This is a genomic window from bacterium (assembly GCA_016702305.1).
Lineage (GTDB): Bacteria > Electryoneota > RPQS01 > RPQS01 > RPQS01 > JABWCQ01.
Map to the genome: position 1 here is coordinate 278,208 of JADJEH010000009.1, position 15,029 is coordinate 293,236.

General features: G+C 56.6%; 10 protein-coding genes. 5 read left to right on the plus strand and 5 right to left on the minus strand.

Going from position 1 to position 15,029, the window contains the following annotated elements:
• Positions 1 to 2 precede the first annotated feature (2 nt).
• The 4 genes from typA to IPH10_10000 all read left to right on the plus strand — a co-directional run bounded on the left by typA (position 3) and on the right by IPH10_10000 (position 7,424).
• Entirely contained in the window at positions 3 to 1,844 is a 1,842-nt protein-coding gene (gene typA / locus IPH10_09985; protein ID MBK6911243.1) for a translational GTPase TypA, read from the plus strand.
• Positions 1,845 to 2,027: 183 nt separating this feature from the next.
• Complete coding sequence (locus IPH10_09990; protein MBK6911244.1) at positions 2,028 to 3,107, plus strand: hypothetical protein; 1,080 nt, start codon at positions 2,028 to 2,030, stop codon at positions 3,105 to 3,107.
• 21 nt (positions 3,108 to 3,128) lie between these two features.
• A complete protein-coding gene (locus tag IPH10_09995) occupies positions 3,129 to 4,364 on the plus strand; it encodes a hypothetical protein (GenBank protein MBK6911245.1) in 1,236 nt (411 codons plus the stop codon).
• Positions 4,365 to 4,610: 246 nt separating this feature from the next.
• Positions 4,611 to 7,424 carry a 5'-nucleotidase C-terminal domain-containing protein gene (locus IPH10_10000; protein ID MBK6911246.1) on the plus strand — a complete coding sequence of 938 codons (2,814 nt, stop codon included), beginning with the start codon at positions 4,611 to 4,613 and terminating at the stop codon, positions 7,422 to 7,424.
• Positions 7,425 to 7,509: 85 nt separating this feature from the next.
• Here IPH10_10000 and IPH10_10005 read toward each other — a convergent pair whose 3' ends face one another.
• The 5 genes from IPH10_10005 to IPH10_10025 are packed head-to-tail and all read right to left on the minus strand — an operon-like array spanning position 7,510 to position 12,360.
• Positions 7,510 to 7,656, minus strand: coding sequence for a hypothetical protein (locus IPH10_10005; GenBank protein ID MBK6911247.1), 147 nt, complete (start codon positions 7,654 to 7,656; stop codon positions 7,510 to 7,512).
• Positions 7,643 to 8,842, minus strand: a complete 1,200-nt coding sequence (locus IPH10_10010; protein ID MBK6911248.1) for an ABC transporter permease — start codon at positions 8,840 to 8,842, stop codon at positions 7,643 to 7,645. The genes IPH10_10005 and IPH10_10010 overlap by 14 nt, the downstream gene beginning before the upstream one ends.
• Entirely contained in the window at positions 8,839 to 9,750 is a 912-nt protein-coding gene (locus tag IPH10_10015) for an ABC transporter ATP-binding protein (GenBank protein ID MBK6911249.1), read from the minus strand. The genes IPH10_10010 and IPH10_10015 overlap by 4 nt, the downstream gene beginning before the upstream one ends.
• A 2-nt stretch (positions 9,751 to 9,752) precedes the next feature.
• Positions 9,753 to 11,198 carry a DUF853 family protein gene (locus IPH10_10020; GenBank protein ID MBK6911250.1) on the minus strand — a complete coding sequence of 482 codons (1,446 nt, stop codon included), beginning with the start codon at positions 11,196 to 11,198 and terminating at the stop codon, positions 9,753 to 9,755.
• 55 nt (positions 11,199 to 11,253) lie between these two features.
• Positions 11,254 to 12,360 (minus strand): WG repeat-containing protein, encoded by a 1,107-nt coding sequence (locus IPH10_10025; GenBank protein MBK6911251.1) that lies wholly within the window; start codon positions 12,358 to 12,360, stop codon positions 11,254 to 11,256.
• Between the two features lie 340 nt (positions 12,361 to 12,700).
• On the opposite strand from IPH10_10025, the gene IPH10_10030 reads away from it, so the two are divergent.
• Complete coding sequence (locus IPH10_10030; protein MBK6911252.1) at positions 12,701 to 14,737, plus strand: T9SS type A sorting domain-containing protein; 2,037 nt, start codon at positions 12,701 to 12,703, stop codon at positions 14,735 to 14,737.
• Positions 14,738 to 15,029 lie beyond the last annotated feature (292 nt).

Here is a 15,029-nt window from a genome sequence, read left to right on the forward strand (position 1 = left end):
AGATGGCGATTAAGACCCGCGACAATATTCGCAACGTGGCCATCATTGCCCACGTTGACCATGGTAAGACGACGTTGGTGGACGCGATGCTGCATCAGGCCGGGGTGTTCCGCGACAATCAGCACGTGGCTGAACGCGTGATGGACAAGCTCGATCTCGAACGGGAGAAGGGGATCACGATTCTGTCGAAGAACACTACGATTCGCTGGCAGGATAATATCATCAATATTCTCGATACGCCGGGGCACGCGGACTTCGGCGGTCAGGTGCAGCGCGTGTTGCGCATGGTGGACGGCTGCTTGCTGCTGGTGGATGCCAGCGAAGGGCCGCTGCCGCAAACGCGGTATGTGCTGTTGAACGCGCTCGAATTGGGCCTGTCGCCCATCGTGGTCATCAACAAGATTGACCGTCCGGATGCGCGGATTGGGGAGGTGCTTGACGAAGTGCTGGAGCTGTTCCTTGATTTGGACGCGAGCGAAGAGCAGTGCCATTTCCCGGTGGTTTATACGAACGCAAAGCTGGGCACAGCGACGCTCGACCTTGCTACGCCGGGCGATAATCTGATGCCGCTATTCAAGCTGATTTTCGACAAGGTTCCGGCACCGCAATATGACGACGAGGCACCGCTTCAGTTGCAGGTCACGACGCTTGACTATAGCGATTACGTGGGCCGCATCGGGATTGGCCGCATCGCTAACGGCACGATCAAGCAGGCGGAGCAGGTGACGCTGATAAAGAACGACGGCACACGGTCACAGGCGAAGGTCACACAGCTTTATACCTATGAAGGTTTGGCGCGAGTGGACGCGAAGTCAGCGTGGGCGGGTGAGATCGTAGCTGTTGCGGGGTTGGAGAACATGGATATCGGCGACACGGTGACATCGTTGACGGATCCTCGTCCGCTGCCGCCGCTGAAGATTGACGAACCGACTCTGGAGATGGTCTTCGGCGTCAATACATCTCCGTTCCAGGGTCGTGAAGGGACATACGTCACGACGCGGCAGATTCGCGACCGTCTGTTCAAAGAGATACAGGGCAATCCGGCACTGCGAGTTGAAGACTCGGAGACGTTGGAAGGCTATCGTGTATATGGCCGCGGTGAATTGCAGATGGCGATCTTGATCGAGACGATGCGGCGAGAGGGATATGAATTGGCAGTCGGCAAGCCGCGTGTTCTGTTCAAAACGGTTGAAGGTAAGAAGGTCGAGCCATACGAAATGGTCCTGATGGATTGCCCCGAGGAATTTGTCGGGGTGGTCACGAGCACCTTGGGCATGCGCCGTGGGCGAATGACGCACATGACGGATCACGCGACGGGCTGGGTCCGGCTTTCGTTTGAGATACCCATGCGCGGGTTGATCGGCATTCGCCCGATTATGTTGACGATGACGCGCGGGACAGCGATCATGAATACGCAGTTCCTGGATTATCGTCCGGTGGAAGGCGAAGTGCGGCAGCGCGCCAACGGCGTGTTGATCGCGGATCGTGAGGGTCGTGTGACTGAATACGCGTTGAATAGTTTGCAGGATCGCGGGGAGGTGTTCGTTGCGCCGGGCACTCATGTTTATGAGGGGATGATCTGCGGCGAGAATTCGCGCGACAACGATCTGGTGGTAAACATTGTGCGCGAGAAGAAACTGACCAACATGCGGGCATCGGGAACGGATGAGAGCTATAAGATCGCTCCGCCGCGGCCGATGTCGCTGGAAGAAGCGATTGCCTTTATCAACGAAGACGAACTTGTGGAAGTGACCCCTCAGAGTATTCGGTTGCGCAAGTACTACCTGAAAGAGGAAGAGCGCAAGCAGGCGGCCAAGCGGGCGGGCATGCACGGGATTGTGTAGGGCTTACACTTGTTTATACAATAAGTTGGAAAGCGGGCAGCCACCGGGTGCCCGCTTTTTTTGCCATTTGCGGCGGTAAATCTTACAAAATATGTCGTATTCTGTTGCGATTTTGACCCTGCACGGCGTATATTGGGGATGGAAAGACAACGGATTAGAAATCAGCAATAATGGAGCAGTAAGATGAATCTTCAGCGATGGATATTAGTGGCCCTTGTGACGATGTGCGTCACGGCCCAGGCGACGGTTCGGACGGTGAATCAGTTTGGGACGGCGGCGTTTTCGACTGTGCAGGCGGCGATAAACGCGGCGGTGACGGGCGATACGATTTTGATTGCCCCGGGTACATATGCAGAGAACCTGATCGTCTCGGGCAAAGTCTTGAACGTAATTGGCGCGGGGTGGGATCTTTCCATAGTTAGTGGACAATATCAGATTGGGAGCAACACCGGAGGATCCGTGACCGAGGGCCTTTACCTCTTTACGGGCGGCCAGACATTTGTTGTAACGCAATTGACGGCGGATTCTTCAACGGTACGTCGCTGTCGGATAAGAGGCGGAGGTACTACTGTAAATCTCGCCGCCACTCGTCGCTACTTTGTCGAAGACTGTCAAATCACTTCCGATGCCAACGGTATTCTGATTTCGGTTCCGACGGCGATTAATGCTACATTGGTTGTTAAGGGCTGTGTTTTAAGTTACCTTAGCGCCTCACAGGGAAGCACGATCTACTTCAATGGCATAAACGGCAGTCCGGTAGAAATCACGAATTGCACGTTTGTCAGTGTTCGCAATCCGTTCAATTTAACTGGTTCACAGCCAGTGATTGCGATCAATAACATTTTCTACGACTGGACGGCGACGCCGACGTGGGGGACATTCTTAGCGGGCAGTGTCTTTGACTACAATGCGAGCGATGCAACGGCTCCGGCTATTCCGGGTTCGTTTACCAATCATATCTTGCTTGGCGCAAACGATCCATTTGTGAACTATGACGAGGCGCTGAATTTCCAAGACGTGATCAGCGATTTGCATTTGAACGGAGGCGCGGGTGGACTGGCCCTGACGGATACGGGTCATCCGCTGATTTTTGATGTGGATGCAACGCGCTCAGATGTGGGCGCATACGGCGGTCCACGTCCGTTGGTGGACTTTGGCATACCGGCATTCCCGTTTGTGACCTCGCTGACCGTTCCCAGTCTGATTGAGTCGGGCGATGATCTGAACGTCAATTCGACGGGCCGCGTTGGACCCCGATACTAATCACACTCAGGAGGATTTCTGATGAGACTCTTGAGTTTCTGGCTCGGTGTGATGATGATGGTCACGGGATCGTTTGCCGTGACGATCACGCAGGCTGAGTATTTTGTGGATACGGATCCGGGGCATGGCGCGGGAACGGCGATTGCGATTACGAGCGGAGAAACGGTTTCGATTTCAGGGTTAAATGTATCTTCGATAGGTTTGACCGCGAATCGAGCGCATCGCCTGTTCTTACGATACAAGTCGAGCGAAAACGCCTGGACCATTGCTGAAGGGCGGTACTTCTATCCACTTGCCGCGCAAAGCGGCTCAGTGACGCAGGATGATATTGTGCAGGCGGAGTATTGGTTTGACGCCTTGCCTTCGACATTTGTGGACTTGACGGATGCTTCAAATATCGTGTATCCGGCGCTGATTCCCACGACAGGGCTTACAACCAATGCGCTACATCGTTTCTTTGTGCGGTTTCAGGATGAAAATGGAAATTGGACGATTCCTGAGGGCCGCTACTTCTTCATCATTGTCGGTGCGAGTGGCACAATTGAGATCAAGAACGTGACGGCACTGGAATACTGGCTGGATAGCAACGCCCCGACGCTGGTGGATATTGCCGATGCACCGACAGGCAGTTTCGCACAGATGATTCCTGCGGGGACTGAAAATGGAATTCATACTTTCAACACGCGCTATCGTGACGAAGATGGCGTGTTCAGTATGACGGAGACCAGGCGGTTTGTGTTGATCTCGCAATCATCGTCGAACTATACGCCGAAGACGATCGTGGCCTGCGAGTATTTCATCAACGGCAATCCGGCTCCGGGCGGCGGCATTGCTCTGCCGACACCGACGGACGGCGCGTACGATGAAGGGCAGGAAGAGAATGCCGTGGTAGTAACGAATCTGCCGACGGGCTACCACCTCTTTTGCATTCGCTATCAGGATAGCGAAGGGCTTTGGACGTCCGCGTATTGCGACTCAGTGGTGACCACGCCGATTTTGGTCATTCAACGCTCGGGGAGTGACATTTTGCTGACGTGGCAGGCGGATCCGCTGAACGTGCCGTTTCACATCTTCCGTTCGGCGGAAACGGCCGGACCGTTCACCGAAATCGGCACGAGCAATACATTGAGCTATACCGATCCGGGGATGGTGGATTCGGCGGCAACGCGCAAGACCTATTACGTCACGACGACGCCGGGGGTCATGAGTTCGTTTCGTTTGCCGTTGGAACCGGGCGGTGCGGTGCAGCAGAAATAGCCGCGGCGTAACTCACGCCTCTCAGAGCCCACGCGGAATTCCGCGTGGGCTTTTGTTTTTTTTGAACTATGCAAGGCAGAATGTTTGACTGATGTTTGTTTTATGTGAGATTGCAGAATACTCACGAATGTGTGACAGTCCGCGCATGGATTACTAACGAGCAGGACACGAGAGTGGACTATGTTTCGTTGTTGCGAAAGGTGATTTCGGGCAAAATCAGAAACACGAACGAACACGGAGAGAACAATGAAGACATTGGGCAAGTATATGGCGCTTGCGTTGCTAACGTTGTGGATAACGACCGGCTCGGCGCTGGCGAACTACACGCTGACGATCCTGCATAACAACGACGGTGAGTCGCGCCTCTCGACAACGGGCACGGCGCAGCCGAACTACGCGGGCGCAGCGCGCTTCGTAACGAAGTGCAATGACATGAAGACGTGGGCGATCACGAACACCGACGGCTACGTGATGATCTCGTCGGGTGACAACTTTCTGGCCGGTTCGCAGTACAATGCGGGCGTTGTGAACGGCGTGTACTATGACGCGCTCGTGCTGGAGAAGATTGGTTACGATGCCATCGCGCTTGGTAACCACGACTTCGATTTTGGTCCGGCCAACTTGGCGAACTTCATGGATGAATTCACCGGCCCGACCTTTCCGCCGTATGTCTCCACGAACATGGATTTTTCCGGCGACCCCGACTTGCAGGCCAAGGTTGCCGCTGGCCGCATTATGCCGAGCACGCTGGTGAATGTGAACGGTCATATTGTTGGTATCGTGGCTGCGGTGACTCCGCTGTTGCCGACGATTTCCAGCCCAGGCGCCGTGGTTGTGGATCCGAACGTGACGGGCGCGGTTCAGGCGGCGGTTGACGCATTGGTCTTGAATGGCGCGGAAGTGATCATTTGCGTCATGCACTTGCAGGACTTGAGCAACGACCTCGCGACGATTCCGACGCTGCGGGATATTGACGTGGTGATTTCGGGCGGCGGTTCGGAATTCCTCGGCAACCCCGGTGTTTCGCCGGTGTTCCCGGGTGATGTCGTGAATCCTGCTCTACCCTATCCGTTGGTTGCTTTAGACCTTGACGGCGAGCCGGTGCAGGTTGTGACGACTCCGGGCGAGTATAAGTATGTTGGCCGTCTCGTTCTGGAATTTGACAACGCCGGCGAAGTGGTCAGCGTCAATCCGATATCGAATCCGGTGTGCGTGTTGTCGAACACGATTGATGCGGTGAACGGCGTGATTGAAGACCCGGCTTGTGTGGCCGCCATCATCACTCCGATCAATGCTTACATCAGCGGCTTGAACACGCACATTATTGCGACGACGGACGTGCCGCTTGATGGCCGTCGTAACTCAGTTCGCACGATTGAAACGAACGAAGGCGACATCTTCGCCGATGCGCTGTTATGGGAAGGCCAGCGCCGTGCGGCGTCGTTCGGCGTATGCACGCCCAACGTCGCGTTCCAGAACGGCGGCGGTATGCGCAAGGATGCGATCATTCCGGTTGGCAATGTGACGGAATTGAATACCTATGAAATCGCGGCGTTTGACAACGTGGTTTCTGTGACTCCGAATATTCCGGCGGCGCAGTTCAAGGAAATGCTCGAGCAGTCTGTCAGCCTTCGTCCGGGATCGAGCGGCGGCTTCTTGCAAATCGCCGGTTTCAAGATTTTCGTTGACTACACGCGTCAGGCGCAGGTGTTGAATACGACTCCCGGGCCGAACTTCTTGAACGTAATTACGCCGGGTCAGCGTGTGCGTGACATTGTGTTGAATGACGGCACCGTGCTTGTTCGCTGCGGCGAAATTGTTCCGGACGCGCCGGAAGTCTGCATCGCGACGAATGCCTTCACAGCCAACAGCGGCGATGCGATTCCGTTCCGCGGTGCTCCTTATACGATTGTTGGTGTGTCGTATCAGCAGGCTCTGTATAACTACATCACTGAGCCGACCGGTTTAAATGGCGTGATCACGGGCGCTCAGTATCCGTCGGCGCCTGGTCAATACCGCATCGTGCAGAATTCGTTCTCGCAGACGTTTGTGAACCCGAATCCGGGTGCGGACTTCAGCGTTGCCACGACTCCCGATGCCCTGAGCTCGTTGCACGGCTCGGTTGAACTTGATTTTCATGCTCCCGAGTCGCCTGCTTCGGTCACGGTGAATGTCACTCGCACTCGTCCGGTGATTGACGGCATTGATTACAATCTGCCGGAAGAATATTGCGTTGGCCAGTTCTTCCTTCTTAACACTTCGCTTGGCTTTCCGACCATTGGGACATGTGTTCTTAAGACCAGAACCAAGAGCAACCAATCCAATGAAAGATTTCAGTCATTGCTCGGCGACCCGGGTTCGAGCTTGGTCATCACCAGAAATCGCAACGGACAGTGGTACACGCTTGAACCGTCTGCCGTGATTGACTTGGGTGACGGCGTCTATAGTTTCGAGTACACCGGTATGGAAGATTGGAACGGTCTTTGGGCACTCGGCCTGCGCGACCGCGTCCTTCCCGTTGAGTTGACGAGCTTTGACGCCGCCGTGATTGACGGTGAAATTGCACTCGCATGGAGCACGGCGTCGGAATCGGCCATCGAGCGCTTCGAACTGTCGCGCAATGGCAGCAAGATCGCGGAAGTTGCCGCACAGAACAACGCGACCGGCGCGGACTACAGTTTCACGGATCGTCCCGAAGCTGGTTCTTATACCTACGAGCTCTCCGAAGTGACGCTGAGCGGTGAGCAGAACGTGCTCGGCACGACGACGATTGAATTGACCGATAACCTGCTGGTCCAAGAATACCAGCTTGGCGCGGCCTATCCGAATCCGTTTAACCCGACCACCAATATTGACTTCGTGCTGCCGGAAACACAGAACGTGTCGCTGCAGGTGTTCAATCCGCTGGGTCAGGTCGTGGCGACGCTGGTGCAGGGCAGCCACGAGGCGGGTCGCTACAGCGTGACGTTTGATGCGTCTGACTTGACGAGCGGCATCTACTTCTATCGTTTGGAAGCCGGTTCGTTCTCGGCGATGCAGAAGATGGTTTTGGTGAAGTAGCGTTCGTACATTTCGCATCCGTTCATATGAGAAACGCCCCGACCGAATGGCCGGGGCGTTTTCTTATCCGGGTGTTGCGCGGCGCTTATCCCAATTCGGTGGCGAGGCGGCGCTTAAAGACGACGACGGCAATGGCGGTCATGACGGCGGCCATGCCTAAACAGATGCCGCATTCGAGCGCGATGCCGACGATGTTCTGATTGCGCCAGAAGACATCATTAAAGCCCTGCATCGCCCAGAACACGGGAGTGATTTTGCTGATCATTTTGATAATGTTCGGGCAGCATGAAGCTCGGGAACATCGCACCGCCAATGGCGGACATACTGAGGATGATCACCACTTGTAGTCCCCCCGCCTGCTCCTCAGTCTTCGAGAGCGCAGAGATGACCAGCCCGACCGCGCTCATGGTGATCGCGGTGACGACAATCATCACGAGCATCGGCGCGAAGTGTTCCCAGATTTGCAAGTGGAAAATCAGCCAGCCGTAGATCATCATGACCAGCAGTTGGAAGCTGCCCATGACGACTGAATAGAGTAGTTTTGACAGGAGGATTTCTCCGGCCGTCGCACCCATGAGCAGGAGTCGCTGCGCGGTGCCCGAACGCATTTCACGGAGCAGGGATGCGGCAATCGCTCCGACTCCGAAGAGCAAAAATGTCACGGCGGTACCGGCTGTGGTGTGGGAAACAGACGGGTTGACGACCTGCTGGCCGACGACTTGGGTGCGTTTGACTTGATTCACCTTGTCAAACATCGCGCCCATGTTGAAACCCGCACTGTCTGCGGCAGATGACTCGCCGAGCATCTCGTCCTGGGGTATCATGTCTTGAAAGCGCATACCGCTGTCCGGTAAATCAACGCCAAAGTTCTTCTCGATTGCGGCCGCGAGGTCTTGATTAAAGCCGAACGTCGCGGACGAATCCATCATGCCGGACATCATGGCGGCGGGCATGAGCATGGGAAACGTTTCGAACGACGATTTTTGCATCAACCCCTCAAGCAGTCCGGCGGTGACCGGATCGCGCGTATCTTCAAGGATATGCGCGCGGAGTTCGCCGTTCTTGATCCCATCGGTGAAATCGCGCGGGGCAATGAGCGCCGCCGAATAATCGCCCTTGGCTACCAGCCGGGCGGCCGTGACGCTATCGAGTTTGACGGAGTCTTTGCCGATCGTTTCGATCAGATTGATTTCATCAAGCCGGTCAAGGGCCGCCAAGAGACGCGCGCCGCCGGGGCCGGTGTCTTCGTTGACCGCCAATACTCTAAGTTCGGAAAGCGCATCCTTGCCTTGCCCGCCGAAAACAAAGCCGAAGACGAGAATCATGACCATGGGGACGATGAACGTCAGCCCCATGGCCACGGGATCGGTGAGGAAGATCGCGACGTCTTTCCGCGCGAGGTACCAGATGCGTTTCATGCGTCGCGCAGCTCCCTTCCGGTCAGCTCGAGGAAGAGCATCTCGAGATTAGGTGACACGACTTCAACACGCTGCGCGCCGTGATACTCAGCCAGTTGCGCGAGCAGTACGGACAGGCCATCCTGCGCATGGGGGATGTAATCCACACGCATGCCGGAGCGCCGCAGTTCCGCACCGGGCAAAGTTGGAATTGACTCATTTTCGCTGCGCAGAATCAGGCGCACGAAGCGCGGGGTCTTGACGAGCTGGACGAGCTCCGTAAGCGATCCGAGTCCGAGCAGCTTGCCATGGTCAACGATGGCGATTGTACGGCACAACCGTTCAGCCTCTTCCATGTAGTGCGTGGTATAGAGAATCGTGATGCCGGCCTGATGCAATTCTTCGAGCAGGTCAAAGATGCTGGCGCGGGACTGAGGGTCCACTCCGACTGTGGGTTCATCCAGCAGCAACAGGCGCGGTTCGGCGAGCAGCGCGACGCCGAGATTCAAACGGCGCTTCATGCCGCCGGAGAATGTGCTGACGCGGGACTTGGCGCGGTCGGCGAGTCCAATTCGGCCCAGCACGTGCTCGACGCGGGCGTCAAGGTCACGGCCCGTGATGCCGCGCAGTTTACCGAACAGTTCGAGATTCCCTCGCGCGGTCAGCATGTCATAGAGCGCGATGTCCTGCGGCACGACGCCAAGCGCGAACGGTATTTGCCAGCGTTCGAGCTTGCTGCCGAGGATGCGCAACTCCCCGCTGTCGGGTTCAAGCAGACCGCATATTGTCCGCATCAGCGTGGTTTTGCCGGCGCCGTTCGGACCCAGCAAGCCGAAGAAATCACCTTGCTGAATGCTCAGTGAAACATCGTCAAGCGCGCGGACGGCGCCAAAGGACTTGCTGACATTGCGTGCTTCAAGGGCCATCATATTTAGCGTCGTTTCCCTCCGAGTAGTCCTCCGAGAATTCCGCGTATCAACGAGCGTCCGGCTTGCGACGCGGCCGCACGGGCGGCCGATTTCATCACGGCAGTCATCATGTCATCGGGCTGCCGCGCGGACGGCTTGGCCCGGCGCAGTTCTTCAGCCGGCGGCGACGCAGCGGACTGCTCGGCTTTGCCCTTGAGCATTTCGTAAGCTGACTCGCGGTCAACACTCTTCTCATACACGCCCGCCACGATGCTCGATTGCATGATCGCCAGAAGCTCTTGCGATTCCAGCGGACCGATGCGCGAGAATGGCGGGGCAATCATGACGCGCTCAGCGGGCTGCGGCGTGCCCTGTTCGTCGAGGAAGCTGATAACCGCTTCTCCGATGCCGAGTTCAGGGATAGCTTTCTCCAGATCGAGACCGGGATTGGCACGGAAGGTCTCGGCGGCGGCCTTGAGTTTCTTCTGTTCGGCGGGCGTGAAGGCGCGCAAAGCGTGCTGCACGCGGTTGGAGAGTTGCGTCAGCACTTTTTCAGGGACATCCAACGGATGTTGCGTCACGAAAAAGACGCCGACGCCTTTCGAGCGTATGAGTCGCACAACCTGCTCGATCTTTTCGAGCAGCGCGGGCGGCGCATCATCGAACAGGAGATGCGCCTCATCGAAGAAGAAGACGAGTTTAGGTTTGTCCACGTCGCCGACTTCGGGCAATTGCTCGAACAGCTCGGACAGCATCCACAACAGAAACGTCGCGTACACTTTGGGCGAACGAATCAACTGGTCGGCGTGCAATATGTTGATCATGCCGCGACCGTTCTGGTCCGTTTGGAGCAAGTCGCCGAGATCGAAAGCCGGTTCACCGAAGAACTGCTCACCACCTTGCTCGTCGAGAGCCAGCAGTGCGCGCTGGATGGCACCGATGCTCGCCGGGGAGACGTTGCCGTATTCGGTAGTCAGGTCTTTGCGAATGTCGCCGACATGCGCCAGCATGGCGCGCAGGTCCTTCAAGTCGAGCAGTAACAGCCCTTCATCGTCCGCGTAGCTGAACATGATTTGCAGTACCCCGGCCTGCGTCTCGTTGAGATTGAGCAGGCGCGCCAGCAGAAGCGGTCCCATTTCGGAGACCGTTGTGCGAATCGGATGACCTTTTTGTCCGAATACATCCCAGAAGATGCAGCTGTTGGCGGCGAAGGTGTGATCGGTCAGGCCGAGTTTCGTCAGCCTGGCGGTAAATTTCTCGGATGGAGTTCCAGCAACGGCCAGGCCAGAGAGGTCGCCTTTTACGTCAGCGGCAAAGACGGGAATGCCCTCCGCTGCGAGGCGTTCGGCGATGACTTGCAACGTGACCGTTTTGCCGGTACCCGTGGCACCGGTTACCAATCCATGACGATTCAGCAGCTTGGGCAGGGCGGTAATAGCGCGGCCGTCGGCGTAGGCGAGAGGGAGCATCGGCGACTAAGACTAAAATGAGTTTGCGTGATAGAGAAGCCCGACAGCGGGGCAATTATTCGTCGTCGCCGTCCGCGCCGCCAGCGGGAATGCTGGTGCCGCCGCGGAGATTAGATTCCCAGAGTTTTTCGCCCATGCGGTTTATGTAGCCCCAATTGCCGTTGGGCCATGCGACGCGGGCGATACCGTGTGTGAAGGCGTCGCCGAAATTGTGTTCGACGTTAATGAGTAGCTTGCCTGCCGTATCAATATACCCCCAGCCGTTGCCGACGCGCACGGCAGCGAGTCCCTCGCTGAAGTCAAAGGCCGCGTCGAAAGTTGCCGGGATGACGATCTTACCAGTGTAATCCATGAAACCGGTCTTGTCGTTGAGCGCGAAGCGGGTTAAACCATCGGACGGTGTTTTTAGGTACGTGACCTGGGCACGGAAGACCACATCACCCTTGCGGTTGACCATGGCGTAGTCCACATTGGGCTGCAAACCGATTCGCACGACACTCTGGCCGTTGACGAACTTGTCCGACCAGACAAACTTGGGTTCGATGGCCCAGTTGCCGTGGTTATCAATGAAGCCCCACTTATCACCAATTGAAGCGGCGGCCATCCCTTCCGCGAACGGGTGCACATTGTCGAATTTGTGCGGAATGACCAGCTTGCCGGTTTTGTCAATGAACCCGAATTTTTTAGCCGAGTCGGGTACGGCGGCCAGGCCGTCGGAAAAGGCCTGTGCCAATTTGCTGTACTGCGGCGGGACGATCATGTTACCGCCGCGGTCCACGTAACCGTACTTGCCTTTCACGCGGACGGCGGCCATGCCCTCAGAGAAGCGCCGCGCTTTTTCGAATTGCGGCTGAATGACTATCCGGCCCATGTTGTCAAGGTAACCCCATTGACCATTGAGGCGGACCCGCGACATGCCATCCCACATGAAATCCGCCGATTCGAACTGGGATGCGACAATCTTCTGCCCGAGAGAGTCCATAAATCCATGATGACCAAGGCTGTCCTGAACCGGATAGAGCATGGAGCCCGCCGGCTGCATCAAGGGCTGTTGGACGCTGGTCGTCGGCGTTTCCGACTTGCTGCTCGGGGGAGGTTCGGCCTTGCGTTGGCAGCCGATGACGAGGACCAGAAGGGTCAGCAGGCTACCGAGAATTCGCAAAATCATTGTAAACTATCTACTTTCGGGCTTTGGGTGATGATGAATGGGTAGAATGTAGCCAGAAATCACTACAGATGTCAAGGCACCAGATTGGATCCCGCCAGACTCTACGAAAATGGGCCAAATTTCGACAAACCTCTCAAGAATACCAGTGAAGTGGTCAAATTTATGGGTCAGAAGTGTATTATATTGTTTATATGTAGTTTAAATGATGCATACTTAGTAGGGTTTGTCCCGTAAATTATTTGGATCGGGGAACCGAAAGAAGTAATCGATGTCGCTTTGCGTTATATTGTACATGCATGGTAAGGTACGTTATGACATTTTTCAGGAGAGTGCTATGAAGAAATTGATTTTGATGTGGGTCGCCCTCGCTGCCTGTAGCTTGGTTGCTCTGGCATCCGAAGGGACCGTAGAGACATTTGACAAGCTGCAAGCGACCGATCAGACGCCCGCCTCGAATGGCCGCGACCAGCAGTCGAGCTTGGACGATCCGCCTGTTACGTTGCGCGTGATCACCGTACCGGTGACGGCGGGCATCGGTGTTTCGATTGCAGCGGACTGCCGCGGCGATCTGTACTACACGAACTACTTCGGTGGGGTTCTGTACCAGATGGACGCGCTCGGGAACCTGATTGCGTCCAACACGATTGTGGACGCCTCGGGTAACCAGATTCTTGTGGATGAAATTGGCTGGGACGAAGGCCGCCAGGTATTCTGGGGCGGCGGCACCAACACCGACATCATTTGGACGGTGGACCGCAACGGTCTGGCGACCTATCAGTTTGTCGGCATGGGCGGCGGCCTGACCGACGGTTGCGATTACGACGCGACGGACGGTACGATCTGGCATTCGACCGACGTTAGCTCCGAGATTTACCACTTCACCACGGCGGGTCTGCTGTTGAACACGCTGACCCTGCTGGACGAGAACGGCAATCCGGAAGGCACGATCTCGGGCGTTGAAATGGGCGCGGGCAACACGATTTGGGCCGGCAACAGCCCGATTGACGACGTTCGCCGTTGCGACAAGACGACCGGCGCATTCGTCAGCCGCTTTGACGCAGGCCAGGTGCGCTGCGAAGGTATGGAGTGCGACGCGATCACGTTCGCGCCGAATTACGCGTTGTGGGTGAAGGACGCCTACAACAATACGGTGACGGCCTTCCAGATTGACTCGGGCTCGTGCGTTTGCGCGGAGCTGCCCGATACGTGCCAATTCCCGTACTCGGAAGTTGACCATGGCGATCTGTCGGCGTGCAACTATCCGACCCTGACCAACAACCCCGCTCATGGTCTTTCGGGTATCGCGTGGTTGGGCGAAGAGGTTGACGGCGAACTTGCGCCGGAATATCTGAACGCGGATCAGTTGCCGGAAGATGACGGTGTGTATTTCGTTAGCCTGCCTTGGAACCCGTGCGAAACGGAGTCGCTGTTTGTGACCGTTACGGGCGGTTCGGAATATGATCGTTACGAAGCGTGCGGTGGCCGTCTGTACTTGAATGCTTGGAAAGACGGCAATCTTGACGGCGACTTCTGTGACGAGATTGAGTGTAATATTGGCATGGCTCCCGCAAGCGAGTGGATTCTGCGCGACGTTTTGGTCACGCCGGGCACGGCGCTTTATTCGGTGTTGGATCCGGGCGTGCTGACGATGGGCGCTTATGACGGCGTTTTCCGTTTCCGTCTGACGTCCACGCCGGTGGGCCGTTACGGCTTCGGTCTGGCGACGTCGTTGGCGTGCACGGACCAGTGCGGCACGTTTGCCTTTGACTTCCTTGGTGAAGTCGAAGACTACATCATTGCCGACGGTCAGTTGGATGTTGCGCTGTCGAGCTTTGATCTGGTTCCGGGCGATTCGCGCGTGACGATGAACTTCGTGACGGCGAGCGAGACGGACAACCATCACTTCGTCGTGCTGCGCGACGGCCAGCCGATGGCGCAGATTGCCACGCAAGGCAACGCGGCGTCGGGCCACAGCTATACGTGGACGGACGAAGGCTTGACCAACGGCGTGGCCTACACGTATCAGTTGGCGGCAGTTAGCCTGGGCGGTGCTCAGGAAGTGCTGGCGACTGAAGCCGTGACTCCGAGCGCGACGGCCGGTGTTGTGGGTGAATACACCTTGCACCAGAACTACCCGAACCCGTTCAACCCGACGACGACGCTGCGCTTTGACCTCCTCGAGGCCGGCCACACGACGTTGAAGGTCTTTAACGTTCAGGGTCAGGAAGTTGCGACGCTGATCAACAGTCTGCAGACCGCAGGCGCGCATACGGTGACCTTTGATGCGACGGGCCTGCCGTCGGGTATGTATGTGGCTCAGATTGAAGTGAATGGTTTCTCGGCGCAACAGAAGATGATGCTGCTGAAGTAACTCGTCACCAAATTTCGTTTGGAAGCTGTGGGGCGGCCGTTTGGCCGCCCCACAGTTGTCTCTGAACCACCTGACAAAGGAGTCAAACGGGGTTTGGACGCCGGTATTTCGTGGCGCACGATCATGTGTGCGCCGACGACGCTGTACTCTAAAGTGCGGCTGTACGGACCGTCGCCTTCGCTGACGATGACACAAACGAAAGCGGGCGGCCCATGGGGTCGCCCGCGGCTCATGACAAACCCCGTCTATTTAGGCGGGGTTTGTCATAAACCTGATGGACACAACATGGAAA